Source organism: Pseudomonas sp. GW821-FHT07B01 (genome assembly GCF_059419065.1).
Genome location: NZ_JBWKRA010000029.1, coordinates 48,883 through 71,792 on the forward strand (window position 1 = coordinate 48,883; position 22,910 = coordinate 71,792).

The 22,910-nt window shown below is 61.3% G+C and carries 22 protein-coding genes; 12 read left to right on the forward strand and 10 right to left on the reverse strand.

Features of this window, described 5'->3' with window-relative positions; translation table 11 throughout:
• The first annotated feature begins 54 nt into the window (after positions 1-54).
• The 3 genes from AC07S6_RS24250 (at position 55) to AC07S6_RS24260 (ending at position 3,416) form a co-directional block, all read left to right on the forward strand.
• Positions 55-999: a LysR family transcriptional regulator gene (locus tag AC07S6_RS24250; RefSeq protein ID WP_073844017.1), complete on the forward strand. Its 945-nt coding sequence runs from the start codon at positions 55-57 to the stop codon at positions 997-999.
• Positions 1,000-1,104: 105 nt separating this feature from the next.
• The gene (locus AC07S6_RS24255; RefSeq protein WP_019819891.1) at positions 1,105-1,566 is read left to right on the forward strand and encodes an HIT family protein; all 462 of its coding nucleotides are present in this window, start codon (positions 1,105-1,107) and stop codon (positions 1,564-1,566) included.
• Positions 1,567-1,808: 242 nt separating this feature from the next.
• Positions 1,809-3,416: an alkaline phosphatase family protein gene (locus AC07S6_RS24260; RefSeq protein ID WP_495113208.1), complete on the forward strand. Its 1,608-nt coding sequence runs from the start codon at positions 1,809-1,811 to the stop codon at positions 3,414-3,416.
• Between the two features lie 59 nt (positions 3,417-3,475).
• On the opposite strand, the gene AC07S6_RS24265 is transcribed toward AC07S6_RS24260, so the two are convergent.
• A complete protein-coding gene (locus tag AC07S6_RS24265) occupies positions 3,476-4,381 on the reverse strand; it encodes a TauD/TfdA dioxygenase family protein (protein WP_495113209.1) in 906 nt (301 codons plus the stop codon).
• 184 nt (positions 4,382-4,565) lie between these two features.
• Here AC07S6_RS24265 and AC07S6_RS24270 point away from each other — a divergent pair, with 184 nt between their 5' ends.
• A complete protein-coding gene (locus tag AC07S6_RS24270; protein ID WP_003187586.1) occupies positions 4,566-5,486 on the forward strand; it encodes a LysR family transcriptional regulator in 921 nt (306 codons plus the stop codon).
• A 103-nt stretch (positions 5,487-5,589) separates the two neighbouring features.
• Here AC07S6_RS24270 and AC07S6_RS24275 read toward each other — a convergent pair whose 3' ends face one another.
• A complete protein-coding gene (locus AC07S6_RS24275; RefSeq protein WP_020302215.1) occupies positions 5,590-6,591 on the reverse strand; it encodes an ABC transporter substrate-binding protein in 1,002 nt (333 codons plus the stop codon).
• Positions 6,592-6,870: 279 nt separating this feature from the next.
• Between AC07S6_RS24275 and AC07S6_RS24280 the strand changes: the two genes are divergently transcribed.
• On the forward strand, positions 6,871-8,469 hold the full coding sequence (locus tag AC07S6_RS24280) for an ABC transporter permease (RefSeq protein WP_495113210.1): 1,599 nt from the start codon (positions 6,871-6,873) through the stop codon (positions 8,467-8,469).
• Positions 8,466-9,281, forward strand: a complete 816-nt coding sequence (locus AC07S6_RS24285; protein ID WP_105225374.1) for an ABC transporter ATP-binding protein — start codon at positions 8,466-8,468, stop codon at positions 9,279-9,281. The genes AC07S6_RS24280 and AC07S6_RS24285 overlap by 4 nt, the downstream gene beginning before the upstream one ends.
• Here the strand turns inward: AC07S6_RS24285 and AC07S6_RS24290 are convergent.
• A complete protein-coding gene (locus AC07S6_RS24290; RefSeq protein WP_019819902.1) occupies positions 9,268-10,338 on the reverse strand; it encodes a fatty acid desaturase in 1,071 nt (356 codons plus the stop codon). The genes AC07S6_RS24285 and AC07S6_RS24290 overlap by 14 nt on opposite strands.
• A 101-nt stretch (positions 10,339-10,439) precedes the next feature.
• Here AC07S6_RS24290 and AC07S6_RS24295 point away from each other — a divergent pair, with 101 nt between their 5' ends.
• From AC07S6_RS24295 to uraH, 3 genes are all read left to right on the forward strand, one after another.
• Positions 10,440-11,444 (forward strand): AraC family transcriptional regulator, encoded by a 1,005-nt coding sequence (locus AC07S6_RS24295; RefSeq protein ID WP_054896687.1) that lies wholly within the window; start codon positions 10,440-10,442, stop codon positions 11,442-11,444.
• A gap of 194 nt (positions 11,445-11,638) precedes the next feature.
• A complete protein-coding gene (locus AC07S6_RS24300) occupies positions 11,639-12,112 on the forward strand; it encodes a GlcG/HbpS family heme-binding protein (protein ID WP_034125453.1) in 474 nt (157 codons plus the stop codon).
• A 27-nt stretch (positions 12,113-12,139) separates the two neighbouring features.
• On the forward strand, positions 12,140-12,550 hold the full coding sequence (gene uraH, locus AC07S6_RS24305; protein ID WP_014716425.1) for a hydroxyisourate hydrolase: 411 nt from the start codon (positions 12,140-12,142) through the stop codon (positions 12,548-12,550).
• Here the strand turns inward: uraH and AC07S6_RS24310 are convergent.
• Positions 12,545-13,231, reverse strand: a complete 687-nt coding sequence (locus AC07S6_RS24310) for a Crp/Fnr family transcriptional regulator (RefSeq protein ID WP_054920347.1) — start codon at positions 13,229-13,231, stop codon at positions 12,545-12,547. The two genes, uraH and AC07S6_RS24310, sit on opposite strands and share 6 nt — an antisense overlap.
• Before the next feature lie 83 nt (positions 13,232-13,314).
• Between AC07S6_RS24310 and AC07S6_RS24315 the strand changes: the two genes are divergently transcribed.
• Complete coding sequence (locus AC07S6_RS24315; RefSeq protein WP_232241606.1) at positions 13,315-13,884, forward strand: Mpo1 family 2-hydroxy fatty acid dioxygenase; 570 nt, start codon at positions 13,315-13,317, stop codon at positions 13,882-13,884.
• A 48-nt stretch (positions 13,885-13,932) separates the two neighbouring features.
• Here AC07S6_RS24315 and AC07S6_RS24320 read toward each other — a convergent pair whose 3' ends face one another.
• From AC07S6_RS24320 to dibA, 6 genes are all read right to left on the reverse strand, one after another.
• Positions 13,933-14,913 carry a sulfate/molybdate ABC transporter ATP-binding protein gene (locus AC07S6_RS24320; protein WP_014716422.1) on the reverse strand — a complete coding sequence of 327 codons (981 nt, stop codon included), beginning with the start codon at positions 14,911-14,913 and terminating at the stop codon, positions 13,933-13,935.
• A 3-nt stretch (positions 14,914-14,916) separates the two neighbouring features.
• Positions 14,917-15,789: a sulfate ABC transporter permease subunit CysW gene (gene cysW / locus AC07S6_RS24325; RefSeq protein WP_003187565.1), complete on the reverse strand. Its 873-nt coding sequence runs from the start codon at positions 15,787-15,789 to the stop codon at positions 14,917-14,919.
• Positions 15,790-15,802: 13 nt separating this feature from the next.
• On the reverse strand, positions 15,803-16,621 hold the full coding sequence (gene cysT / locus AC07S6_RS24330; RefSeq protein ID WP_032894195.1) for a sulfate ABC transporter permease subunit CysT: 819 nt from the start codon (positions 16,619-16,621) through the stop codon (positions 15,803-15,805).
• Between the two features lie 194 nt (positions 16,622-16,815).
• Complete coding sequence (locus AC07S6_RS24335) at positions 16,816-17,826, reverse strand: sulfate ABC transporter substrate-binding protein (RefSeq protein WP_495113211.1); 1,011 nt, start codon at positions 17,824-17,826, stop codon at positions 16,816-16,818.
• A 64-nt stretch (positions 17,827-17,890) separates the two neighbouring features.
• Entirely contained in the window at positions 17,891-18,073 is a 183-nt protein-coding gene (oscA, locus tag AC07S6_RS24340; RefSeq protein ID WP_003170956.1) for a sulfur starvation response protein OscA, read from the reverse strand.
• A gap of 296 nt (positions 18,074-18,369) precedes the next feature.
• Complete coding sequence (gene dibA, locus AC07S6_RS24345; protein WP_495113212.1) at positions 18,370-20,286, reverse strand: phosphodiesterase DibA; 1,917 nt, start codon at positions 20,284-20,286, stop codon at positions 18,370-18,372.
• Positions 20,287-20,452: 166 nt separating this feature from the next.
• On the opposite strand from dibA, the gene desA reads away from it, so the two are divergent.
• Both desA and AC07S6_RS24355 read left to right on the forward strand, forming a co-directional pair.
• Positions 20,453-21,637 carry a delta-9 fatty acid desaturase DesA gene (desA, locus tag AC07S6_RS24350; RefSeq protein WP_003187559.1) on the forward strand — a complete coding sequence of 395 codons (1,185 nt, stop codon included), beginning with the start codon at positions 20,453-20,455 and terminating at the stop codon, positions 21,635-21,637.
• Between the two features lie 187 nt (positions 21,638-21,824).
• Complete coding sequence (locus tag AC07S6_RS24355) at positions 21,825-22,826, forward strand: GGDEF domain-containing protein (protein ID WP_495113213.1); 1,002 nt, start codon at positions 21,825-21,827, stop codon at positions 22,824-22,826.
• Positions 22,827-22,910: the final 84 nt, after the last annotated feature.

Below are 22,910 nucleotides of genomic sequence, written 5' to 3' on the forward strand. Positions count from 1 at the left end.
GGAGTCGACCTAATGCATAGCCAATGCATTTCCCGGATATTTTTGATGTGAAAAATGCATATCGACCTGCGCCAGCTTCGCCACTTCATCGCGCTCGCCGAACAGCGCAGTTTCGTCGCGGCAGCAACGGCGGTGAACCTGTCGCAGTCGGCGTTCAGCCGCAGCATCCAGGCCCTGGAACACAGTGCCGGCTGCCAACTGGTCGACCGTGGCCGCAAAGACCTGGCGCCCACCAAGCAAGGCCAGGTGCTGCTCGAGCATGCACGGCGCCTGGTCAGCGGCGCACAACAACTGGCCAATGAAATCAGCCAGTTCAACGGCCTGGAAGCCGGTGAACTGCGTTTCGGTTGCGGCCCCGCGCCGGCAGCTGGGTTAGTCCCACGTGCCATCGGCAGTTTTATCGGGCGCTACCCCAAGGCCCGCGTGCAGTTCCAAGTGGATGACTGGCAAAGCCTGGGCAAGCGGCTGCTCAGCGAAGAGTTCGAATTCTTCGTCGCCGACACCCGCCACTTCGAAGCCAACCCCGACTACCACACCCACCGCCTGCGCCCGCGCCGTTGGCACTTCTGCTGCCGCGCCGGGCATCCCCTGGCCGCGCGCAACAGCGTCAGCGCCGCCGAACTGATGAGCTACCCGCTGGCAGTGACCATCCGCCCGCCGAACCTGCGCAAAGTCATCGTCGACCTCAGCGGCCGGCCGGATTACCAGCCCAATGTGGAATGCGAAAACGGTTACAGCCTGATGGGCGTGGTACTGCGCTCGGACGCCATTGGCATCGTCAGCGCCAACAGCGATGTGCTGCACATGGCGCGGGGCGAGTTGGTGTGTTTGCAGATTGAGGGATTGGACGAAAACCTGGAGGAGCGCTACACCCGCTACGGGATCGTCAGCCGCGCAGGGTATCGGTTGTCGCCGCTGGCGCAGGCGATGATTGAGCAGATCAAGGAGATTGATGAGAGAGACGAGGATGCTTATGCGTTGGAAAATATTGCGGTCTGACTAAGCAGTGAACAGCGGCCCGCAACGTCAGTGAAGTCATCGTTAGATAACAAAGATCACATACAAGAGGGTCTACCTTTTGACTCGCACGAGGAAGCGCGTTTGATGGACTGTATTTTTTGCAGCATTGCCCGCCGTACTGCACCCTGCCACCTCCTATGGGAAGACCAGACCCACATGGCCTTTCTCTCCATATTTCCCAACACCCCGGGGTTCAGTGTCGTTATCCCCAAAACCCATCACGGCAGCTATGCGTTTGCCGAACCGGACGCCGTGCTGTGTGACTTGGTCATCGCAGCCAAAAAGACGGCGAAGCTTTTGGACAAAGCACTAAAAGGTGTGGCTAGAACGGGCATGATTCTGGAGGGTTATGGCGTCGATCATCTGCACGCCAAATTATTCCCGATGCACGGGACCGGGGAAGATAGCGCCTTCAAAAAAATCAGTTCGACCCAGGACAAATATTTTGAGCGTTATGAAGGCTATGTCTCCTCCCATGACGCGGCCAGGGCAGATGATAAAGCGCTGGCAGGACTGGCCGCTCACATCAGGTCCTTCGCCGGGTAAGCCTGCTCCCACCATTTGATCGCGGGGTGCCAGGTAGATATGGGTCTGCTGTCAGGCCGTCATCGCAGGCAAGCCAGCTCCCACAGGGGAATGCATTTCAACTGTGGGAGCTGGCTTGCCTGCGATGACGCCAGCAGCCACACCCATGCACTCAATGCATAGAACCCAGTCCCCAAATGCACTTGCCAGAGCGCCCCTCGAACGGCGAAAAAACCCACCTGTCCTCCGTTCGGTAAATTCCTATGTCTGACCCCAAACCCGTGCGCAACGTGCTCTACATCATGTGCGACCAACTGCGCCGCGACTACCTTTCCTGCTACGGCCATGCCCATTTGCACACGCCGAATATCGACCGCCTGGCCGACGCTGGCGTGCGTTTCAGTCGGGCCTATACACAGGGCACCATCTGCGGTCCGTCGCGTATGTCGGCCTACACCGGGCGCTATGTCAGCAGCCATCAGGTGGCGTGGAACGCCGTGCCGTTGCCGCTCGAAGAGCTGACGATCGGCGACTACCTGCGCCCCCACGGCATCCGCACCGCCCTGGTGGGCAAGACCCACGCCACGCCGAACCTTGAGGCCTTGCAGCGCCTGCAGATAGACCCCGACAGTGCCCAGGCCGAGCCGCTCAATGAGGTCGGTTTCGATGCGTACCTGCGTCACGACGGCATCTACCCCGACAGCCCGCTGTTCGAGGATAAGCGCGAGTCCGCGCCCTACACCCAATACTTGCGTGATCACGGCTACCACGGCAGCAACCCTTGGCACGAATGGGCCAACGCCGCCGAAGGTGAGAACGGCGAAGTGCTCAGCGGCTGGCATATGCGCAACGCCGGCAAACCCGCACGGGTGGCCGAAGAACATTCGGAGACCGTCTACACCACCGACCGCGCCATCGACTTTATCGACGAACAAGGTGAACAGCCCTGGTGCCTGCACCTGTCGTATATCAAGCCGCACTGGCCCTACATCGCGCCGGCGCCTTATCACGCGCTGTACGGTACCGAGCATGTGCAGGCGCCGATTCAACCTGAACACACCAGCGATCACCCGGTGTACCAGGCATTTCGCCAACACCAGGAGAGCCAGAATTTCTCCCGTGACGAGGTGCGCCTCACGGTGATTCCGACCTACATGGGCCTGATCAAACAGATTGACGATCAACTCGGGCGGCTGTTCGACTTTCTGCAAAGCGCTGGCCGCTGGGACGACACGCTGATCGTGTTTACCAGCGACCACGGCGACTTCCTGGGCGATCACTTCCTTGGCGAAAAAGAGTTTTTGCTGGAGCCTGCGGTGGGCATTCCGTTGATCGTGCGCGACCCGCGTGCCAGCGCCGATGTCAGCCGCGGCACCCTAGACGAGCGCCTGGTGGAAACCATCGACGCCCTGCCCACCTTCCTCGACGCCTTGGGCTTACCCGCCGCCGACCATCGCCTGGAAGGTCGCTCATTGATTCCATTGCTGCAGGGCGAGCAACCCACTTGGCGCCGCTATGCCATTGCCGAATACGACTACGCCTTCCAGGCCCCGGCTCGCGAGCGTCTGGAGCAACCCATCGACCGTTGCCGCATGACCATGGTGCGCAGCGAGCGCTGGAAGTACCTGGCGTACGACGGCTTTCGCCCGCAACTGTTCGACCTGGAAAACGACCCGCAAGAACTGCACGACCTGGGCAGCGATCCCGCCTATGCAGAGGTGCGCGAGACGCACTTGGGTTATCTGTTCGACTGGTTGCGCGGGTTGAAGCGGCGTACCACCATCAGCCACACGGAGGTTGAGGTGCGCGGGCAATGGTTTCGTTATGGTGAGCCAGAGGCAGAGAAAGTGGTGAAGATCGGAGTCTGGTAAACACCACAAATCCAAATGTGGGAGCAAGCCCGCTCCCACATTTTTAATCCTCCCCCGGCTTAAAGACCTTTAGTGGTTTTGCTTGATTGCCCTTGCACTCCCACCGGCACATCGCCCTTGAGCGTAACCCGGCGCACGATGCGCTCCTGGGTGCCGTAGTCATCCACCGCGTAATGCTGGGTGGCGCGGTTATCCCAGATCGCCACGTCACCGGTGTTCCAGCGCCAGCGCACGGTGTTTTCCAGGCGGGTGACGTGGCCTTGCAGCAGGTTGAACAACTGCGCCGACTCTGCCTGGGAGTAGCCTTTCAGGCGTTTGACGAAGTGCCCCAACAGCAGGGTGTTCTCACCGCTGACCGGATGCACGCGCACCACCGGGTGTTCGGTTTCATACACCGTGGAAGTGAACACTTTGCGGTATTCCTCCAGCTTCTCCACCGCCACATCCGGCTTGCGTGCGGCGTAGTCGTATTCGTTGCTGTGCACCGCCCACAGGTGATCAGCCAGTGCGCGCAGTTCCACGCTGAGGTCGTTGTAGGCAGCGGCTGTGTTGGCCCATACGGTGTCGCCGCCGGACACAGGCGCCAGCACCGAACGCAGGATCGAGGCCTTAGGGTAGGCATCGACGAAGGTCACGTCGGTGTGCCAGGAATTGGCGCGCTGTCCACGGGTGCCATCCAACTCCATCAAGAACCGCGTGCCGTCCCGCACCGGCACCGTCGGGTGGGCAATCGGCTCGCCGAGCAGGTGAGCAAAGGCTTCCTGGCTCTGATCATCGAGGTGGGTCTGCTCGCGAAAGAAAATCACCTTGTACTGCACCAGCGCCTGCTGGATGGCCTCGACGGTGGCGGCATCCAGCTCACCGGACAGTTTGATGCCACGGATTTCGGCGCCGATCCGCCCGGCTACCGGGTGAATATCGAGTGCGTGGGCGATGGGTTGAACGGCTAATGCGGCGTTGCTCATTGTGATGACCCTCATGTGCCTGCGAAACGGTGGGGGGACGCTTCCAGCAACGCTCTATCCATATGCAATTTAGGTCTAGCAAATGAATGAATGCTTCGTTGACGGAATAAGAGCTTGCATTTAAAACCTCAGCTTGCTCGGTCGCAAATGCCTTCGACCTATTTTTAAAATGCCGGGAAAGCATATGGATCTTCGCCAACTGCGCTACTTCATCGCCCTCAACGAACACCGCAGTTTCGTGCGTGCCGCGGACGCCATGGGCATCACCCAACCAGCGTTCAGCCGCAGCATCCAGGGGCTGGAACAGGAGTTCGGTTGCGTGTTGGTAGACCGTGGCCACAAGGACTTGCGCCCCACGCCGGAAGGCCAGGTGGTGTTGCAGCACGCCCTGAGCCTGGTGCATGGCGCAGCGCTGCTGAGCAGTGAAGTGACGCGCATGACCAAGCTCGACGCCGGCGACCTGCGCTTCGGCTGCGGCCCGGCGCCAGCCGTGAAACTGGTGCCGGATGCGGTGGCGCGGTTTATCAACGCCCACCCGAAAATCCGTACTACGTTTCAGGTGGATAACTGGGAAACCCTCAGCCGCCGCCTGAGCCGTGAAGAGATCGAATTCTTTATCGCCGACATCCGCCAGTTCGAGGCCGACCCGAATTTCCAGACCCGCGCACTCACCCCCAAACGCGGGGTGTTTTTCTGCCGCCCTGGGCATCCTTTGCTGGCCAAGGACAGCCTGTCCACCAACGATATGTTCGATTACCCGCTGGCGGCGCCGCTGATCTCCCAAGGCATTCGCAAACTGCTGGCGAACCTGAGTGGGCGCATGGATTTCTCCCCGAGCATCCAGACCGAGCACTTCCCGGCACTGGTGAGCATCGTGCTGCAAACCAATGCCATCGGCGTCGGCACTGAAGAAGCCTTTGCCGAGGACATTGCCAGGGGGGCGCTGGTGCTGCTGCACTGGCGCAACTTGCCGCAGCACATGGATACCCTGAGCGCACGCTGCGGGATCGTCAGCCGCACGGGGTCGCGGTTGTCGCCGGCGGCGAAGGCGATGATCGAGACCTTGGTGGAGGTGGATAGCCAGCAGGTCAGTGTGGCGGTTTGAAGGGCCTCATCGCAGGCAAGCCAGCTCCCACATTGAGCGGTGAACACGTTCAAGTGTGGGAGCTGGCTTGCCTGCGATGGCGATAGCCCAGGCACCGACAAGCTCAGAGCCCTGCCGCCACCAGCCCAGGCGCCACCCAATCACTCACCTGAAACGACTTGCGAATCAACTTCTCCCTGGACGCCAAGTCCACCGCATCCTGCAATTTGCCCAGGAACACCGGGTCTAGGGTCGAGGGGAAAACTTCGCTGAGTTTCTGGTCTTTCAAATCATTGGTGAGGATCACCGGGGGGTAACTGGCCAGCCCTGATACCAGCGCTATGTACGCCTGTTTGTTGTTGTCATCGGTCAACCACTGCACCGCTTGCTGCTGGGCCTTGAGCAACGTGGCCACGGCGTCTGGGTGTTCATCGACGAATTTGGAGCTGCCCACCAGCACGGCCTGGATGCTGCCGGCATCGCCCAGGTCTTTGGTGGTCAGCGGTATTTCTGCCAAACCTTTGGCCTGCAACGCGGTCAGGGTGGAACCGCCCCAGGTGGCGTCAATCTGCTTGGCGGCCAGGGCGGCAGCGGCCGCGTTGAAGTCCAGGTTGATCACCTTCAGGTCCTTCTCGCTCAAGCCCTGGCTGGCCAATGCGCTGTCGAACGACAACTGGCTGGCCGTGCCTCGGAACACCGCCACGCGCTTGCCCTTGAGGTCTTGCAGGGTCTTGATGCCGGAGCCCGGCACCACGCCGAGGTAGTGTTTCACTCCCCGTGCAGAGGCGCTGAGCAGCCGCGTATCCAGGCCATTGGAACGGCCGATGATCGCTGCCAAGTCGCCCAGATAGGCCAGGTCCACCTGGCCGTTGGCGAACGCTTCATTGATCACCGGGCCGGCGCCCTTGAAGTAATTCCACTGGATCTTGATGCCTTGGTCGGCAAAGGCTTTTTCAAAGATCTGCTGTTCACGCAACACGTCGGTGATGCCACCGCCGCTGTGCTGGCTGCCGGCACTGAGGTCGGGCACTGCGATGCGGATTTCCTTGAGGTCGGCGGCATGCACCAACCCGGCCAGGGCGGTGCCGGCGAACAGGCTGATCAGACGTTTAAAGGGCAGTTTCATAAGCGCAGCTCCTGGTGGGCGACGGTCGCCTGGGGAGCAAAAAGTAGGCACAGACTGAACAAAACTTTAAATACTATAAATCCACAATTTAATAGCTTTTAGAAATATGCAAGCTAACCCGCAGCCTCCAGAGGCATATGCATAAACAGCATCAAAAATATTCTTCGAATGCATTGGATGCGTGGCGGCGTGAGGCTTTAAATGACTTTTCTTATCTCACAATCATCTTGATCGCGCTTTTGTAAGATCGAAATCACATAACGCATTCGGAGGTCTTCCATGGCCCGAATTTCACTTCTTAGCCTGCCGCTGGCGGCCCCGCCCAAAGGCATCGCGCCGCGCTGGCCGCAGCTGGGCCAGCGTCTATTGCCGTGGCTGCTGCCGCTCACGCTGTTTGCCTTATGGTGGCTGGCCAGCCGCAATCATTGGATGAGCGAGCAGATTCTGCCCACTCCCGCCCTGGTGTGGAGCAGCGCGGTGGAATTGGCCGGCGGCGAGTTATGGAGCCATCTGGCCATCAGCTTGCAGCGCTTGTTCTGGGGCCTGCTGGCCGGTGTCAGTGCCGGCGCGATACTGGGCGCGTTCCTGGGGTTCAGTGAGCGCGCCGAGCGCTTGGTGTTCCCGACGTTCAGCGCGCTGGCGCAAGTGCCGACCCTCGCCTGGATCCCGCTGTTCATGGTGCTTTTCGGCATTGGCGAAACCCTCAAGCTGGTGGTGCTGGTCAAGGCCATCGTGGTGCCCGTGACCCTGCATACCCTGGTAGGCGTTCGCGACGCCCAGCCCAACCTGCGCGAAGCCGCCCGTGTACTGCGCCTGCCTGGCCACTTGCTGATCCGCCGTCTGGTCCTGCCCGCCGCACTGCCTGCGTTCATGGCCGGTGTACGCCTGGCCCTGGCGGCGGGCTGGACCTCCCTGCTGGCCGTGGAGCTGCTGGCCTCCAGCGAAGGCATCGGTTACCTGATGGTGTGGGCGCGCCAGTTGTTCATGCTCGATATCGTCTTCGTGTGCATCGTGGTCATTGGCGTGCTGGGTGTGGTGATGGACCGCGGCATCGGCTGGCTGGACCGCAAGTGGGTGCACTGGCCCCATCCGGCCACTGCGCAGATTCGACGCGGGCCACGCTACGAAGGCTGGCAGCGCTTGCAACCCTGGCTGTTGCCGCTGCTGCTATTGGCGTTATGGCAAGTAGCGACTCAGCAGGATTGGGTCGATCCAAACATTCTGATCAGCCCCTGGGCGGTGCTGCAAACCAGCGTGGCGGGCGTGCTGGATGGCAGCCTGACTACGGGGCTGGGCAAAAGCCTTGGCCGGGCCCTGGGCGGGTTGCTGCTGGGCGGTAGCCTGGGCTTTGCCATGGGCCTGTGGCTGGGGCTGTCGCGGCGCAGTGAGCGGCTACTTGGCCCCACTTTGTCCGCGCTGCGCCAGATCGCGATTTTCGCCTGGGTGCCGCTGCTCACCGCCTGGTTCGGCCTGGGTGAACTGGCCAAGTGGGTGTTTATCGCCCTCGCCGCCTTCTTCCCGTTGTTTATTGCCACCCAGCGCAGCGTGCTCAACTTGTCGCCCCAGCTGCGCGAAGCCGCGCAGGTGCTGCGCCTGAACCTCTGGCAACGCTTGCGCCGCCTGGTACTGCCGGGCGCCGCGTCGGGGATTTTCGCCGGCCTGCGCCTGAGCCTGATCTACGCCTGGATGGGCACCCTCGGCGCCGAATATTTCATGCCCTCAGATGGCGGCATCGGCAGCCTGATGATCGGCGCCCAACAGTTGCTGCGCATGGATTTGATCATGAGCGGCATGCTGCTGGTCGGTCTCACCGGCGCCGTTCTCAACCTGATCGGCCAACGCATCGAAACCCGTGCCACCCGCTGGAGACACGCATGAACGCACCGATTGTCAGCTTCAACCACGTGGGTAAGTCCTTCGACGTCGATGGCTTCGAACTGGAAGCCATCCGTGAATTCAACCTGGAGGTGGCCGAAGGGGAATTTGTTGCGATTGTCGGCTCCAGTGGATGCGGGAAATCCACACTGCTGCGCTTGCTGGTGGGCTTGGATACGCAGTTTCGCGGCGAGATCCAGGTCGATGGCAAAGCCGTCAGCGGTATCGGTGGCGAGCGCGGCATCGTGTTCCAGGAGCACCGCCTGTTCCCGTGGCTGACCGTGGCACAAAACATCGGCCTGGGGCTGGTCAACGAGCCCCTGAGCGAGGCCGAGCGCAACCGGCGCATCAGTGACTTTATCGAGCTGGTGGGCCTCACCGACTTCACCCGCGCCTACCCCCACCAACTCTCCGGCGGCATGGCGCAACGGGTGGCGATTGCCCGCGGCCTGGTGGCCAGCCCGCGCATCCTGTTGCTGGACGAACCCTTCGGCGCCCTGGATGCACTGACGCGCCAGCAGATGCAGGACGAACTGCTGGCGATTCGTGCCCGCGCCAGGATCACCACGGTACTGGTGACCCACGATGTGGAAGAGGCGATTTTCCTCGCCGATCGCGTGGTGGTGATGGAGCCGCGTCCGGGGCGAATCAAGCAGGTCGTCGAGATCGCCCTGCCTCATCCGCGCCAGCGCAGCAGTTTTGAATTCCACCAGCTACGCGAAGAGCTGTTGCACGAATTAACCAGCGACGACCATTACCAACCGCCAGTGCGCGAACAGATCCGTGACCTGCCATTGGCGTTCATTGCTTGCTGAAAGAAAGCTCAGTGCGCGGGTGTTCCTGGGGCTCCAGGCGATTGGCTCGCGCAAACGTGCCCAAATCATTGAAGCGCACCCCCATCTCGGCCATGACCTTGTGCGCCACCTTGGCGGTCATCTGGCGGATGTAGAACGGTTCTTTCACCACAAAGTGATGGATGCCGTGGGTACTGCCGAAGTTGAAGCAGAACGCCTGCAACGGCCACAGCCACCAAGGGTTCAGCACTTGGGTTTGCTGAATCACATTGCCCAGTTCCACATCGCCGTAGTAATGCATGTTGGAGCTGACAAAGTGCAGGCAGAAGGTGCGCAACACGTTCGGGCCGATGATCACCACCGCAGCGATATCGATCACCTGCATCACCTGCAAGGTACCGGCTGACCACTGAATGGGCGCGCCCATCAAACTGGCAATCCCATTGGCGGCATGAAAGCCCAGGAAGACGTACCACGCGCCCCAATGCAGCAAGGCCAGCGGTGCGTACACCAGCAGCACGCGCTTGAGGATGCTGAACCTGTGCGGCCAGGTCTTGGCGCGCAACAGGCGGATCAAGGCCGACATCATGTTGTCCCCCACCATCAGCAACCGTGCGATGCCCCAGGGTTCGCCATTGGTGATCGCGCGCTCTTCCATGTCGGCTTCGGTGCCCGAGACCTTGTGATGGTTGAGGTGCAGGTGCCGGCGTATCCATGGGTTGATGGTGCTTGGCCGCGCCAGCCATACCAGGCCCATCATCAGGTTGTGGGGCACGCGTTGCTTGCGAAAGTACATGCTGTGGATCAGGTCGTGTTCCAACTCATGAGTGAGCGAGGCGAAGAAAGCATTGAGCAGCAGACACACCCACCAGGCCATATGACCGCTGATATAGAGCGCTGCCGAGCCGAACATGCCCAGCAGGGCAAAGGCCAGGATGCCTGCGCCGAGCGCGTCCTGATGCAACAACCAGGGGTGCCGCTGGCGCAAGCGCACGCCTTCGGCCATCACCACCTCGCGGATATGCGCCGAACGCTGTTGTGCGTTCAACGGCTGGGGGCTTGCAGAAGTACCGTCCATGCTTCCATTCTCTTGTGAAGTGATGCCTGCATCCTGCACCCAACCCTAGCGCAGGACGCTAGCCGCGCACGCCAATCTGTTGACCCCAAGCGCCAATTGCCATGACCGAACCCACTTCCCTCGCCAGCTGGACCCGTGCCCTGCGCAAGCAGCTCGACGCCCTGGGCCTCGACAGCGCCGCGCTGTGCGCCGAGGCCGGGCTCGACCCGCAGCAGATGGACGACCCCAACGCCCGCTACCGGTTGTCGGCCACCACGCGCCTATGGGCGCTGGCGGTACAGGCCAGTGGCGACCCGGCGATTGGGCTGCGGGTGTCGCGGTTTGTCAGCCCCACCACCTTTCATGCGCTAGGTTACGCATTGGTGGCCAGCGGCAGCTTGCGCGAGGTATTCGAGCGCATCGTGCGCTATCACCAGGTGGTCAGTGATGCCCTGGACCTGGAGCTGAGCCGCCACGGCGACGTCTACCGTTTTCGCCTGCTCCAACCCCCAGGCAGCCCCGCGCCCGCGCCGGAAGCGATTGATGCCTTTGCGGCGATCTACGTACGCACCTGTCGCAACCGCCTGGGTCGCGACTATGCGCCGTTGGCCGTTTACCTGCGGCGCCCGGAACCCGCCGACCCCGAGCCGTGGCACAGGGTATTTCGCGCGCCGGTATGGTTTGCCGCCGACGAAGACCGCCTGGAATTCGCCGCCAGCGACTTCGACAGCCATCTGGACGACGCCAACCCGGAGCTGGCCGAACACAACGAAACCGTGCTCAAGCGCACCCTCGCCCAACTGCAACCGCTGACCTGGGAACGCAAGGTGCGCGCCGCCATCGAGGCGCAATTGCCAGACGGCGAGCCAAGCGCCGAACACATTGCTCAAGCGCTGCATTTGAGCCTGCGCAGCTTGCAGCGGCATCTGGCCGATGAAGGGTGTCGGTTTGACGCCCTGCTCAATGAGTGTCGGCAAAACCTGGCGTTACTGCACCTGCGCGACCCGCAGTGCTCATTGGCCGAGATCAGCCATTTGCTGGGGTTTGCCGATACCAGCAGTTTCAATCGTGCGTTCAAGCGCTGGACAGGGATGACGCCGGGGCAGTTTCGCGACGGGTTGCAGTAGGAAGGGCCTCATCGCAGGCAAGCCAGCTCCCACAGGAGAATGGGTTCACATCATGTGGGAGCTGGCTTACCTGCGATGAGGCCAGTACAACCACCACAAATCCCTGAGTTTGATTACAAACCTGTCATCCAATTGTGCGGCTTTTGTCCGCGTCCGCTGGTTACCGTGACGGCCTGCTTTCTGGAGCCCTCACTATGTACCGCACTGCCTTGTTCCTGAGCCTCGCCGTGGCCACCGTCGCCCAGGCGGCGCCACAATTACCACGCCATGCCGAGCTGGATCTGCACACCGCTCGCCAACTGGCCGACGCCAGCCTGGCCCACTGCACCGCTGCGCTGACCGTACTCGACCGCGGTGGCAACCTGTTGCTGGGCCTGCGCGCTGACGGTGTCGGCCCACACAACAGCCTCGCCAGCCAACGCAAGGCGTACACGGCGCTGTCGACAAAAACCCCGACCCGGCTGTTTGCCGAACGGGCGCGTAATAACCCCGAAGCCGCCAACCTCAACAGCTTGCCCGAGCTGCTGTTGCTCGGCGGGGGCGTGCCGCTGTTTGCCGACGCCGAACTGGTCGGTGCCCTAGGCATCGCCGGTGCCGGTGGCGCCGCGCAGGATGAAGCCTGCGCCGTACAGGCCGCCGAGCAACTGGGCTTGAAAATCACCCCTTGATTCCACTTCCCTCAAAAGGACTTCGCGATGAAAACCTTGAGCATGACCCTCGCCGCACTGAGCCTGAGCGGCCTGTGCAACCTGGCCCTGGCCGACGGCAACCCCCTGAGCGTGCACGTACTCAACCTGGAAAACGGCCTGCCAAGCGCCGGGGTCAATGTCACCCTTGAACAGCATGTGGGCGATAAATGGCAGTCGCTGTCTGAAGGTGTGACCAACCAGCAAGGCCGCATCGCCGAGCTGTTCCCGGCCAACCGCAGCATGCAGCCGGGCGAGTACCGCGTGGTGTTCAAGACCGGCGATTACTACAAGAAGGCGAACCGCGAGACGTTCTTCCCCGAGGTGCCGGTGATTTTCCAGGTCAAGCAGGCCGACCAGCATTACCACATTCCGCTGCTGCTCAGCCCTTACGGCTTCTCCACCTATCGCGGTTCATAGGCCCGCGGCCAGCCGCAGCCCATTGAGGTCGCGTATCTCGATGGCGCCGTAACTCAAGCCGATAATGCCCTGTTGCTCCAGCGCTTTGAGCAGACTGTTGATGGTCTGGCGCGACAGGCCCAGCATCGCCGCCAGATCCTCCTGGGGCAGTTGCAGCACGCGGCGCGCCTGATCCACTTCGCCGTAGCCTTGGGCAATCATCAACAACCGATGGGCCAGCCGCTCTGAGGCGGGCATCAGGCTTATCTGTTCGATATTGATCAACGACAGCCGCAGTTTATGGCTCATCAACAGCGCCATCTCCCGCCAGAACAGCGGATGCCGTTCGAGAATGCCGAGCATCGCCGACTGCGGCACCTGCAGCAGCCTGCAAGCACCCGTGGCCAAGGCATCGTGGGTGCGCGGCAGGTTGTCGAACAGGCAGATCTCGCCGAACCAGTAGGGCGTTTCCACCAGGCTCAACACCGCTTCCTTGCCTTGGGCACTGACCGCACTGATGCGCACCGTGCCTTCCAGCACCGCATACACGCCGCACGGCGGGTCACCGCGCTTGAACAGGTACTGCCCCGCCGTCAGCACACGCAACCGCGCCGCCCCCAGCAGGCTACGCTGCAAGTCAGGCGGCAAATGGCTGAACCAATGACCGCGAGCCAATTGCGCGTGCCATGTCCCTGTGTCCATGCGAACTCCGAAGATTGTCGCCCAATTGACAGTTAGGCACCGACTGACAGGGCATGATCAAACATCCTACAGGAGGAACAACAATGAAAAGCCTCGTCGACCATCTCAGTCAATACGCCGCGTATCACCGCGACCCACGCAACATCGCCAGCCACTTCATCGGTATTCCGTTGATTGTGGTGGCGGTGGCCGTGCTGCTGTCGCGCCCCGAATGGTCGGTGGGCGGGCTGTGGCTATCACCTGCGGTACTGCTGGCGTTGTTTTCGGCGTGGTTTTATCTGCGCCTGGAACTGGCCTTGGGCGTGTTGATGACGGTGCTGATGGGCTTGTCGGTGTGGGCCGGGCATGTGCTGGCGGCGCAAAGCACGGCGGTGTGGCTGAGCAGCGGCGTGGGCATGTTTGTGGTGGGCTGGGTGATTCAGTTCGTCGGGCATTACTACGAAGGCAGGAAGCCTGCGTTTGTGGATGATGTGTCGGGGCTGATCGTGGGGCCGTTGTTTGTGGTGGCGGAGTTGGCGTTTTTGCTGGGGTTGCGGCAGGACCTCAAGCGCCAGATTGAAGAGCGCTCTGGGCCGGTGGCGCGCCGCGGTCTTGATCGTTCCCATGCTCTGCGTGGGAATGCAGGCCAGGACGCTCCGCGTCCAAAAGCGTGACGCAGAGCTTCACCAGAGGCATTCCCACGCAGAGCGTGGGAACGATCATTAGGCTTTTTGCCAGACCTTGGGTTTGAAGAACAGCGTCTCGCCCCGCGCCAACCCGGTGAGGCTGTCATGGTCTTTCACCACTTCGGCCTCGATCAACTCGCTTTGGCCTTCGACCTTCAAGGTCACGCGAGTAGTCGCGCCCAACGGCCGAATATCCCGCACTTGCGCCGCATGGTGATCTTCCAGTTCATGGCGTGACAACGACACTTCGTGGGGGCGGAACAGCAGGTGCTTGTCTTCGCCCAAATGCAGGCGGTTGGAGTCCCCCAGGAAGTGATAGACAAAGTCGCTGGCCGGGTTTTCGTAGACGTCGCCCGGTGAACCGATCTGTTCGATCACGCCCTTGTTCATCACCACGATACGGTCGGCGACTTCCATGGCCTCTTCCTGGTCGTGGGTCACGAAGACCGAGGTCAGGTTGATGTCCTCGTGCAGGCGCGCCAGCCAGCGGCGCAGTTCTTTACGCACCTTGGCATCAAGGGCGCCGAAGGGTTCGTCGAGCAGCAACACCTTGGGCTCCACCGCCAGGGCGCGGGCCAGGGCGATACGCTGGCGCTGGCCACCGGAGAGTTGTTCCGGGTAACGGTCCGACAACCAATCAAGCTGCACCATGTTCAGCAGTTCATGAACCTTGCTCGCGATCTGGCTTTCGGTGGGGCGTTGGTTTTTCGGCTTCATGCGCAGGCCGAAAGCGACGTTGTCGAACACGGTCATGTGGCGGAACAGCGCGTAGTGCTGGAACACAAAGCCCACGTTGCGATCACGCACATCGTGGCCGGAGACGTCTTCGCCATGGAACACAATGCTGCCGGCATCCGGAGTTTCCAGGCCGGCAATGATGCGCAGCAACGTGGTCTTGCCACAGCCGGACGGGCCCAGCAACGCCACCAGCTCGCCACTCTGGATATCCAGGTTGATGCTGTCCAGGGCCTTGAAGGCGTTGAAGTTCTTGCTGACATTACGGACTTCGATCGACATGACTTATTCCTCACCCGCGCTGTTGCGCAGGCGGTTGATTCGGTTCTCGCTCCACTGCTTGAGCAGCAGGATGAAGAGCGCCAGGATCAGCAACAGGCTGGCCACCGCAAACGCGGCAACGTGGTTGTATTCGTTGTAGAGAATCTCGACATGCAGCGGCAGCGTGTTGGTGACGCCGCGAATGTGGCCGGACACCACCGACACTGCGCCGAACTCACCCATGGCTCGCGCCGTACACAGCACCACGCCGTAGATCAGGCCCCACTTGATGTTCGGCACGGTGACATGCCAGAACATCTGCCAGCCATTGGCGCCCAGCAGGCGTGCGGCTTCTTCTTCCTGGGTGCCCTGCTCCTGCATCAGCGGGATCAGCTCACGGGCCACGAACGGCACGGTGACGAAGATGGTCGCCAGCACGATGCCCGGCAGGGCGAACACGATCTGGATGTCGTGGTCTTGCAGCCACGGCCCGAAGAAGCCCTGGGCGCCGAACATCAACACGTACACCAGGCCTGCGATCACCGGCGAAACCGAGAACGGCAGGTCGATCAGCGTGACCAGGATGCTCTTGCCACGGAACGAGTACTTGCTCACGCACCAGGCGGCGCTGACGCCGAACACCAGGTTGAGCGGCACCGAAATCAGCACGGCGATCACCGTGAGTTTCAGCGCCGACAGCGCGTCGGGTTCAAGGATTGCGGTGAAGAACGTGCCGAGGCCGTTCTTCAAGCCCTGGGACACCACCACCAGCAATGGCAGCAGCAGAAACAGCACGAATACCAGCCAGCCAAGGCCGATCAGGATACGTCGCGAGGTCGCGCTGCCACGGCGGGCGGCGTTGGCCGAGGACGCGGCGGAAATAGACGATTGGGACATGTTCCGCGCCTCCCTATGGACGTTCGATGCGCCGCTGCAACAGGTTGATCAGCAGCAGCAAGACAAAGGACACCACCAGCATCAGCACACCAATGGAGGTGGCGCCGCGGTAGTCGTATTGGTCGAGCTTGACCATGATCAGCAAGGGCAGGATTTCGGTTTTCATCGGCATATTGCCGGCGATGAAGATCACCGACCCGTACTCACCCACGCCTCGGGCAAACGCCAGGGCGAAGCCGGTCAGCCAGGCGGGCAGCAGTGCGGGCACGAGAATGTAGCGGAATACCTGCAACGGCTTGGCGCCGAGGCAGGCAGCGGCCTCTTCGATTTCCCGGGGGATATCGGCCAGTACCGGCTGCACCGTGCGCACCACGAAGGGCAACGTGACGAAGGTCAGCGCCAGGGTGATACCCAGGGGGGTGTAGGCGATTTTGAAACCCAGGTCGGTGGCAAACTGGCCAACCAGGCCGTTGGGTGCGTACAGCGCGGTCAGCGCAATACCGGCGACGGCAGTGGGCAAGGCGAACGGCAGGTCGATCATCGCATCAATGACCTTGCGCCCGGGGAAGGTGTAGCGCACCAGCACCCAGGCCAACAAAGTGCCAATCACACCGTTGATGAGTGCGGCGTACAGCGCGGTGCTGAAGCTCAGCTTCAAGGCCGCCAGTACCCGAGGTGCGGAAATGATGTTCCAGAACTGATCCCAGGTGAGTTGAGCGGCGTGTACAAACATCGCCGCCAGCGGGATGAGTACGATCAGGCTGAGGTACACCACGGTGTAGCCCAGCGTCAGCCCGAAGCCGGGTATGACGGGGGAGATACGACGCGACATAAGAGTCCTTGGTTAGCGGAACGGATATGCGTGCGGCCCACTGTGGCGAGGGAGCTTGCTCCCGCAGGGCTGCGAAGCGGCCCCAGAACCAGGCAACCACGATGTACCGTGAGTACCGGTTTTGGGAGCGCTTCGCACTCCAGCGGGAGCAAGCTCCCTCGCCACAACAAGCCCCGCGCAATAGTCGGTGTTGATTATTGCGCCGTGTAGATCTGGTCGAACACACCACCATCATTGAAGAATTTCGGTTGGGCAGTTTTCCAGCCGCCGAAGTCTTTGTCGATAGTCACCAGGTCCAGTTTCGGGAACTGCTGGGCGTATTTGGCGGCGACTTTTTCATCCCGTGGACGGTAGAAGTTCTTCGCCGCAATCTCCTGGCCCGCCGGGCTGTACAGGTGGTTGAGGTACGCTGTGGCGATCTCGGTGTTGCCCTTTTTCTCGGCGTTCTTGTCCACAACGGCCACAGGCGGTTCCGCCAGGATCGACAGGGAAGGTACGACGATGTCGAACTTGTCGGCGCCGCCGTCTTCCTTCAAGGCCAGGAACGCCTCGTTTTCCCATGCCAGCAGCACGTCACCCTGGCCGTTGTTGACGAAGGTAATGGTAGAACCGCGCGCGCCGGTGTCCAGTATCGGCACGTGCTTGAACAGCTCTTTGACGTATTCCTGGGCCTTGGCTTCGCTGCCGCCGGCCTTGAGGCCGTAGGCCCAGGCGGCGAGGAAGTTCCAGCGTGCACCGCCGGAGGTTTTCGGGTTGGGCGTGATCACCGACACGTCTTTCTTGATCAGGTCGCCCCAGTCCTTGATGCCTTTGGGGTTGCCCTTGCGCACCAGGAACACGATGGTGGAGGTGTATGGGGTGCTGGCGTCCGGCAGGCGGGTCTGCCAGTTCTCCGGCAGGGTCTTGCCCAGCTTGGCGACTTCATCAATGTCACCGGCCAGGGCCAGGGTCACTACGTCGGCGCGCAGGCCGTCAATCACTGCGCGTGCTTGCTTGCCCGAGCCACCGTGGGACTGCTGGATCTTGACGTTGTCGCCGGGGTGGGACTGTTTCCAGAAGCTGGTGAACTCAGCGTTGTAATCCTGGTACAGCTCACGGGTGGGGTCGTACGAGACGTTGAGCAACTCGTAGTCCTTGGCAATGGCGGAACCGGCAAACACGGCACTGGCCAATGCGGCCAAGGCATAACGGCGAATCGACGACATAGAAGCTCCTGAAATTCTTGAGTGTTGGCTTTTCTTGTAATTGCGGGTCTATCGCCGTTCTTGCTCAGCTCGGTTTGTTACCGGGGTTCTGCAGACGGAATTTTTCCTTGCGTTCGATCTGTACCACTTGGGCGTTGTGCACGGTGATTTCCACCGCGCCAAACCGCAGATCGCGCAAGGCGCTCTGGATTTCACGCAAAATGGCTGCTTCGTCCTGGCCGTCAACGCTACGTAGAGATGCGCTCATGGTCTCGCTCCTGAAAATGAGTAGTGCCTGGCAGTGGCGGCACTGCTTGCGGCGTGAGGGCGATAGTAGATAAGCGCGGATATTCTTAAAAATACTATTTAAGAATGTTTATATAACCAGAAAGAATTTTCTGATAGGGCATGGGGTTGCGAGGGTTTCCACAGAAAAAACTCCCACGCACAGGCGCCGCAGCCCCCTGTGGGAGCTGGCTTGCCTGCGAAAGCGGTGGTGCAGTAACACATGCAGTGACTGACACACCGCCTTCGCGGGCAAGCCCGGCTCCCACATTGACCGCGTCAGTCCTGGCGGATCAGAGGTGCCCGCGTCCAGTCGATTTCATCAGCCGGCATCGGCCGTCCAAACCAGTACCCCTGGCCCATGTCGCATTCCTGATCCAGTAGGAACCGCGCCTGTTCCACCTGCTCAATTCCTTCGGCGTGCACCTGCATGCCCATGCTTTTGGCCAGAGCGATCACCACGCGCACAATCGCGGCGTCGTCTTCGTCCCACGGCAAGCCCGCCACAAAGCCCTGGTCGATCTTGAGCTTCTGCACCGGCAGGCGTTTGAGGCGCAACAACGAAGAATAGCCGGTGCCAAAGTCGTCGATCGCCAGACGCAGGCCCAGTTCACGCAGGCGGTGCAGTTGCTCCAGTGCGACTTCCGGGTCGTCCATCACTGCGCTCTCGGTGACCTCCAGCTCCAGGAAGGCCGGATCCAGCCCAGTGGCGTGCAGCACTTGGGCCACTTGCTCATACAGCTCGCGCCGGGCAAACAGGCGGCTGGAGACATTGATTGCGATAAAGCTCAGCGGCGCGCCGTCGGCCAGCCACTGGCACATCTGGCGGCAGGCCTGGTCCATCACCCACGCATCGATGTCGGCAATCAGCCCGGTGCGTTCGGCGATGGGGATGAACTCGCCCGGGGGTACCAGGCCGCGCTCCGGGTGCTGCCAGCGCACCAGTGCTTCAACGCCGACCAAACGGCTGTCATGCAGGTCGTGCACCGGCTGGTAATAGACGCGCAGCTCATGTTGATCGAGGGCGCGACGCAGCTCGCCAGCGATTTCCACCCGATGCTGGGCGTGGGCGGTCAGCTCTTCGGTATACAACGCGTAGCCTTCGCGCCCGGCACTCTTGGCCTTGAACAACGCGGAATCGGCGTTACGCAGCAGTTGCTCGGCGCTCAGGGCGTCACTGGGGAACAGGCTGATACCGATACTGGCGCTGATAAACAGCTGGTTGCCGTCAAAAATGAACGGATCCTTCATGGCGTTGAGCATGCGCTGCGCCAAGGCCGCCGCTTGCACCACCTGCGGGCAGCTTTCTGCCAGCACGGCAAATTCGTCGCCCCCCAGGCGCGCCAGGGTAACCCCCGGCCCAAACAGGCCGCTGAGGCGTTCGGCCACCAACTTGAGCAATTGATCGCCGACGTTATGGCCCAGGCTGTCGTTGATGATCTTGAAGTGGTCCAGGTCCATCAACAGCAGGGCGCAGCCACGTTTATGCACCTGCGCGGAGGCCAGGGCCTGCTCGGCGCGATCGGTGAACAGCAGGCGGTTGGGCAGGTCGGTGAGCGGGTCGTGATGGGCCAGGTGCGCCAATTCATGCTCGGAGTTCTTCATGGCGCTGATGTCCGAAAACACCGCCACGTAGTGGCTGACCTGGCCCTGGTCATCGTGAATCACCCGGATGGTTTGCCACTGGGGGTAAACCTCGCCGCTTTTACGGCGGTTCCAGATTTCCCCGCTCCATTCGCCGGTGCTTTCCAGGGCCTGGAACATTTGCTGGTAGAAATGCGCCGAGTGGCGCCCGGACTTGAACAGGCTTGGCCGTTGGCCCATCACGTCGTCGCGCTGGTAGCCGGTGATCTCCATAAACGCGCGGTTGACGTGCACGATCAGCCCCTGGGTATCGGTGACCAGCACCCCTTCGCGGGTGCAATCGAACACCGCAGCGGCCTGGCGCAGGCGCTCGCGGTTCTCTTTCAGGGGTTGTTGCAACGCATGGGCACGGGCAAAACGCCGGCCTATCCAGTAAATGAGCAAGGCGCTGAGGCTGACCCACACATAACCGCGCGCCTGCAGCCAGCGCCCCAGCGCCCAAGGTTCATCGATAAAGTTGATTAATAGGTAATTGCTGAGCTGGAGCCAAACGATAGAAACCAGCAGGTACACCAACCCCGCACGTAGGGCACCTCGGTATGAAAACAGCATATGCTTAGTAATCCTTACTAAATAACCAGAATCGCCCTACAAAGGATCAGGATTATAGAGTAGGAAACACTTTGTAAGTCTTATCTGAAACGGTGACTGGTTTTATCTGCAAAGGAAGTGATAATGCGGGTGCTGTTTTTTTCTTTATCTGAGGGCCATACAGCCTATGTGGTACAACGGTTTTCTTGATCTGTCCGCCTGGCAACTGGTGGCAGTCACGCTGTTGATGACCCACGTGACCATTATTGGGGTCACTGTCTATCTGCACCGTTATTCGGCCCATCGCTCGCTCGAGCTCAATGCCGGCCTTAAACACTTCTTCCGCTTCTGGCTGTGGCTGACCACGGCGCAGAACACTCGCGAGTGGACCGCCATCCACCGCAAGCACCACGCCAAATGCGAAACCGTCGATGACCCGCACAGCCCGGTGATCAAGGGCTTGTCCACCGTGCTGCGCAAAGGTGCCGAGCTGTACCGCGCCGAGGCGGAAAACCCCGAGACCCTGCGCATCTACGGCAAGAATTGCCCGGACGACTGGATCGAACGCAATCTCTACACGCGCTACCCGCTGTTGGGCGTGGCGCTCATGGGCGTGATCGACCTGCTGCTGTTCGGCACCATCGGTATCACCATCTGGGCGATCCAGATGATGTGGATCCCGTTCTGGGCCGCCGGCGTGATCAATGGCCTGGGGCATGCCGTGGGCTATCGCAACTTCGAATGCCGTGACGCCGCCACCAACCTGGTGCCGTGGGGCATCATCGTCGGCGGCGAAGAGCTGCACAACAACCACCACACTTACCCCAACTCCGCCAAGCTGTCGGTGAAGAAGTGGGAGTTCGACCTGGGTTGGGCCTGGATAAAAGTGTTCAGCTTCCTGCGCCTGGCCAAGGTGCAGCGCGTGGCCCCCATCGCCCACCGCGTCGAAGGCAAGGGCAGCCTGGACATGGACACCGCCATGGCGATCCTCAACAACCGTTTCCAGATCATGGCCCAATACCGCAAGTTGGTGATTGGCCCGTTGGTCAAGCAGGAGCTGGAGAAGGTCGATCATTCGGTGCGCCACCAGTTCCACCGCGCCAAGCGCCTGCTGTCGCGGGAAACCAGCTTGCTGGAAGACCGCCACCACTTGCGCATCCAGAGCATGCTGGAACACAGCCATGCCCTCACGGTGATCTACGAGAAGCGCCTGGCGCTGCAGCAGATCTGGCTCAAGACCAGTTCCAACGGCCACGACATGCTGGCGGCGATCAAGGAATGGGTGCATGAAGCCGAGGCCAGTGGCATCCAATCCCTGCGCGATTTTGCCCACCAGTTGAAGACTTACTCGTTGCGTCCTACAGCAGCGTGAGGGCGCCGTGGGAGGGTTCGCCCTCCCACGCACTGGCTTTTTGGCGTCATTTTCCGGGCACCGTCAATCCACGCCGTTCACGGAACTTCACCGCAATTCCCCTCTCTCAAAGAACACTTCGCCATCATGGTGACCCCTTGTAGTGACCGCTTTTGCACCTGCGGCGCGCCCAGAGAGAGTTGTACCGATGGTTCACGAAAAGCCCAGCCTGCCCGATGTGCCCACCGCAGAGCCGCCGCGCCCGGCCGCGGCGGCGACCCTGTTGGCGCTTATGCATGCTCAAGGTGAAGTCGAGCGGCTGAGTGAGCGTGAGCAACTGCTCAGTTCCCTGCTGGTCAGCGTGAACGCCGTGCTGTGGGCCATCGATTGGGAAACACGCCGTGTGCTGTATGTGAGCCCGGCGTACGATCGCCTGTTTGGCCGCTCCGCCGGCCTGCTGCTGGCCGACCACCGGGAATGGCGAAACAGTGTTCACCCCGAAGACCTCGACTACGCCGAGCACAGCCTGGCCCGCGTGCTGGAACAGGGCGCCGTGGAAGACCGCGAGTACCGCATCATCACCGCTGACGGGCAGATCCGCTGGTTGAGCGACAAGTGCTACATCAACCAGCAGGTGGTGCCCGGTGAAGCGCTGATCGTGGTGGGCATCGCCGAAGACATCACCGAAAAGAAGCAACTTGAGCTGGAACTGCATCGCCTCGCCACCACCGACGTACTGACCCAAAGCAGCAACCGCCGACACTTCTTCGAACTCGCCAACCAGGCTTTCGACAATGCCTGCGCGCAGGGCACGCCGCTGGCGTTCCTGTTGCTGGACATCGATGATTTCAAAGACATCAACGACACCTACGGCCACCTGGAAGGCGACCAGGTGCTGCGGCGCATCGCCGAGAGCGGTCGCGGGGTATTGCGCCGTGGCGACCTGTTCGGGCGCGTTGGCGGCGAAGAATTTGCTGCTGTGCTGCCGGGTTGCCCACCGGAGATGGCCCTGCAGGTTGCCGAGCGGTTGGGCAAGGAAATCCAGGCATTGGTGTTCAGCTACGAAGGGCATGAATTCAATGTGACCGTCAGCCAAGGCCTGGCCGGCCTGCGCGAAGATGACTCCACCCTCGACAGCCTGTTTGCGCGAGCGGATGCGGCGATGTACGAGGCCAAGCGCCAGGGCAAGAACCGCGTTATCGCCGGTTAACACCGACCCACTGTGGGAGCTGGCTTGCCTGCGATGGCGTCTTGACTGACCCACCGCTATCGCAGGCAAGCCAGCTCCCACAAT

Bases quoted from the DNA above. Each gene is read 5' to 3' on its own strand.
- AC07S6_RS24250 (WP_073844017.1), top strand. From the start codon at position 55: ATGCATATCGACCTGCGCCAGCTTCGCCACTTCATCGCGCTCGCCGAA.
- AC07S6_RS24255 (WP_019819891.1), top strand. From the start codon at position 1,105: ATGGACTGTATTTTTTGCAGCATTGCCCGCCGTACTGCACCCTGCCAC.
- AC07S6_RS24260 (WP_495113208.1), top strand. From the start codon at position 1,809: ATGTCTGACCCCAAACCCGTGCGCAACGTGCTCTACATCATGTGCGAC.
- AC07S6_RS24265 (WP_495113209.1), bottom strand. From the start codon at position 4,381: ATGAGCAACGCCGCATTAGCCGTTCAACCCATCGCCCACGCACTCGAT.
- AC07S6_RS24270 (WP_003187586.1), top strand. From the start codon at position 4,566: ATGGATCTTCGCCAACTGCGCTACTTCATCGCCCTCAACGAACACCGC.
- AC07S6_RS24275 (WP_020302215.1), bottom strand. From the start codon at position 6,591: ATGAAACTGCCCTTTAAACGTCTGATCAGCCTGTTCGCCGGCACCGCC.
- AC07S6_RS24280 (WP_495113210.1), top strand. From the start codon at position 6,871: ATGGCCCGAATTTCACTTCTTAGCCTGCCGCTGGCGGCCCCGCCCAAA.
- AC07S6_RS24285 (WP_105225374.1), top strand. From the start codon at position 8,466: ATGAACGCACCGATTGTCAGCTTCAACCACGTGGGTAAGTCCTTCGAC.
- AC07S6_RS24290 (WP_019819902.1), bottom strand. From the start codon at position 10,338: ATGGACGGTACTTCTGCAAGCCCCCAGCCGTTGAACGCACAACAGCGT.
- AC07S6_RS24295 (WP_054896687.1), top strand. From the start codon at position 10,440: ATGACCGAACCCACTTCCCTCGCCAGCTGGACCCGTGCCCTGCGCAAG.
- AC07S6_RS24300 (WP_034125453.1), top strand. From the start codon at position 11,639: ATGTACCGCACTGCCTTGTTCCTGAGCCTCGCCGTGGCCACCGTCGCC.
- uraH (WP_014716425.1), top strand. From the start codon at position 12,140: ATGAAAACCTTGAGCATGACCCTCGCCGCACTGAGCCTGAGCGGCCTG.
- AC07S6_RS24310 (WP_054920347.1), bottom strand. From the start codon at position 13,231: ATGGACACAGGGACATGGCACGCGCAATTGGCTCGCGGTCATTGGTTC.
- AC07S6_RS24315 (WP_232241606.1), top strand. From the start codon at position 13,315: ATGAAAAGCCTCGTCGACCATCTCAGTCAATACGCCGCGTATCACCGC.
- AC07S6_RS24320 (WP_014716422.1), bottom strand. From the start codon at position 14,913: ATGTCGATCGAAGTCCGTAATGTCAGCAAGAACTTCAACGCCTTCAAG.
- cysW (WP_003187565.1), bottom strand. From the start codon at position 15,789: ATGTCCCAATCGTCTATTTCCGCCGCGTCCTCGGCCAACGCCGCCCGC.
- cysT (WP_032894195.1), bottom strand. From the start codon at position 16,621: ATGTCGCGTCGTATCTCCCCCGTCATACCCGGCTTCGGGCTGACGCTG.
- AC07S6_RS24335 (WP_495113211.1), bottom strand. From the start codon at position 17,826: ATGTCGTCGATTCGCCGTTATGCCTTGGCCGCATTGGCCAGTGCCGTG.
- oscA (WP_003170956.1), bottom strand. From the start codon at position 18,073: ATGAGCGCATCTCTACGTAGCGTTGACGGCCAGGACGAAGCAGCCATT.
- dibA (WP_495113212.1), bottom strand. From the start codon at position 20,286: ATGCTGTTTTCATACCGAGGTGCCCTACGTGCGGGGTTGGTGTACCTG.
- desA (WP_003187559.1), top strand. From the start codon at position 20,453: ATGTGGTACAACGGTTTTCTTGATCTGTCCGCCTGGCAACTGGTGGCA.
- AC07S6_RS24355 (WP_495113213.1), top strand. From the start codon at position 21,825: ATGGTTCACGAAAAGCCCAGCCTGCCCGATGTGCCCACCGCAGAGCCG.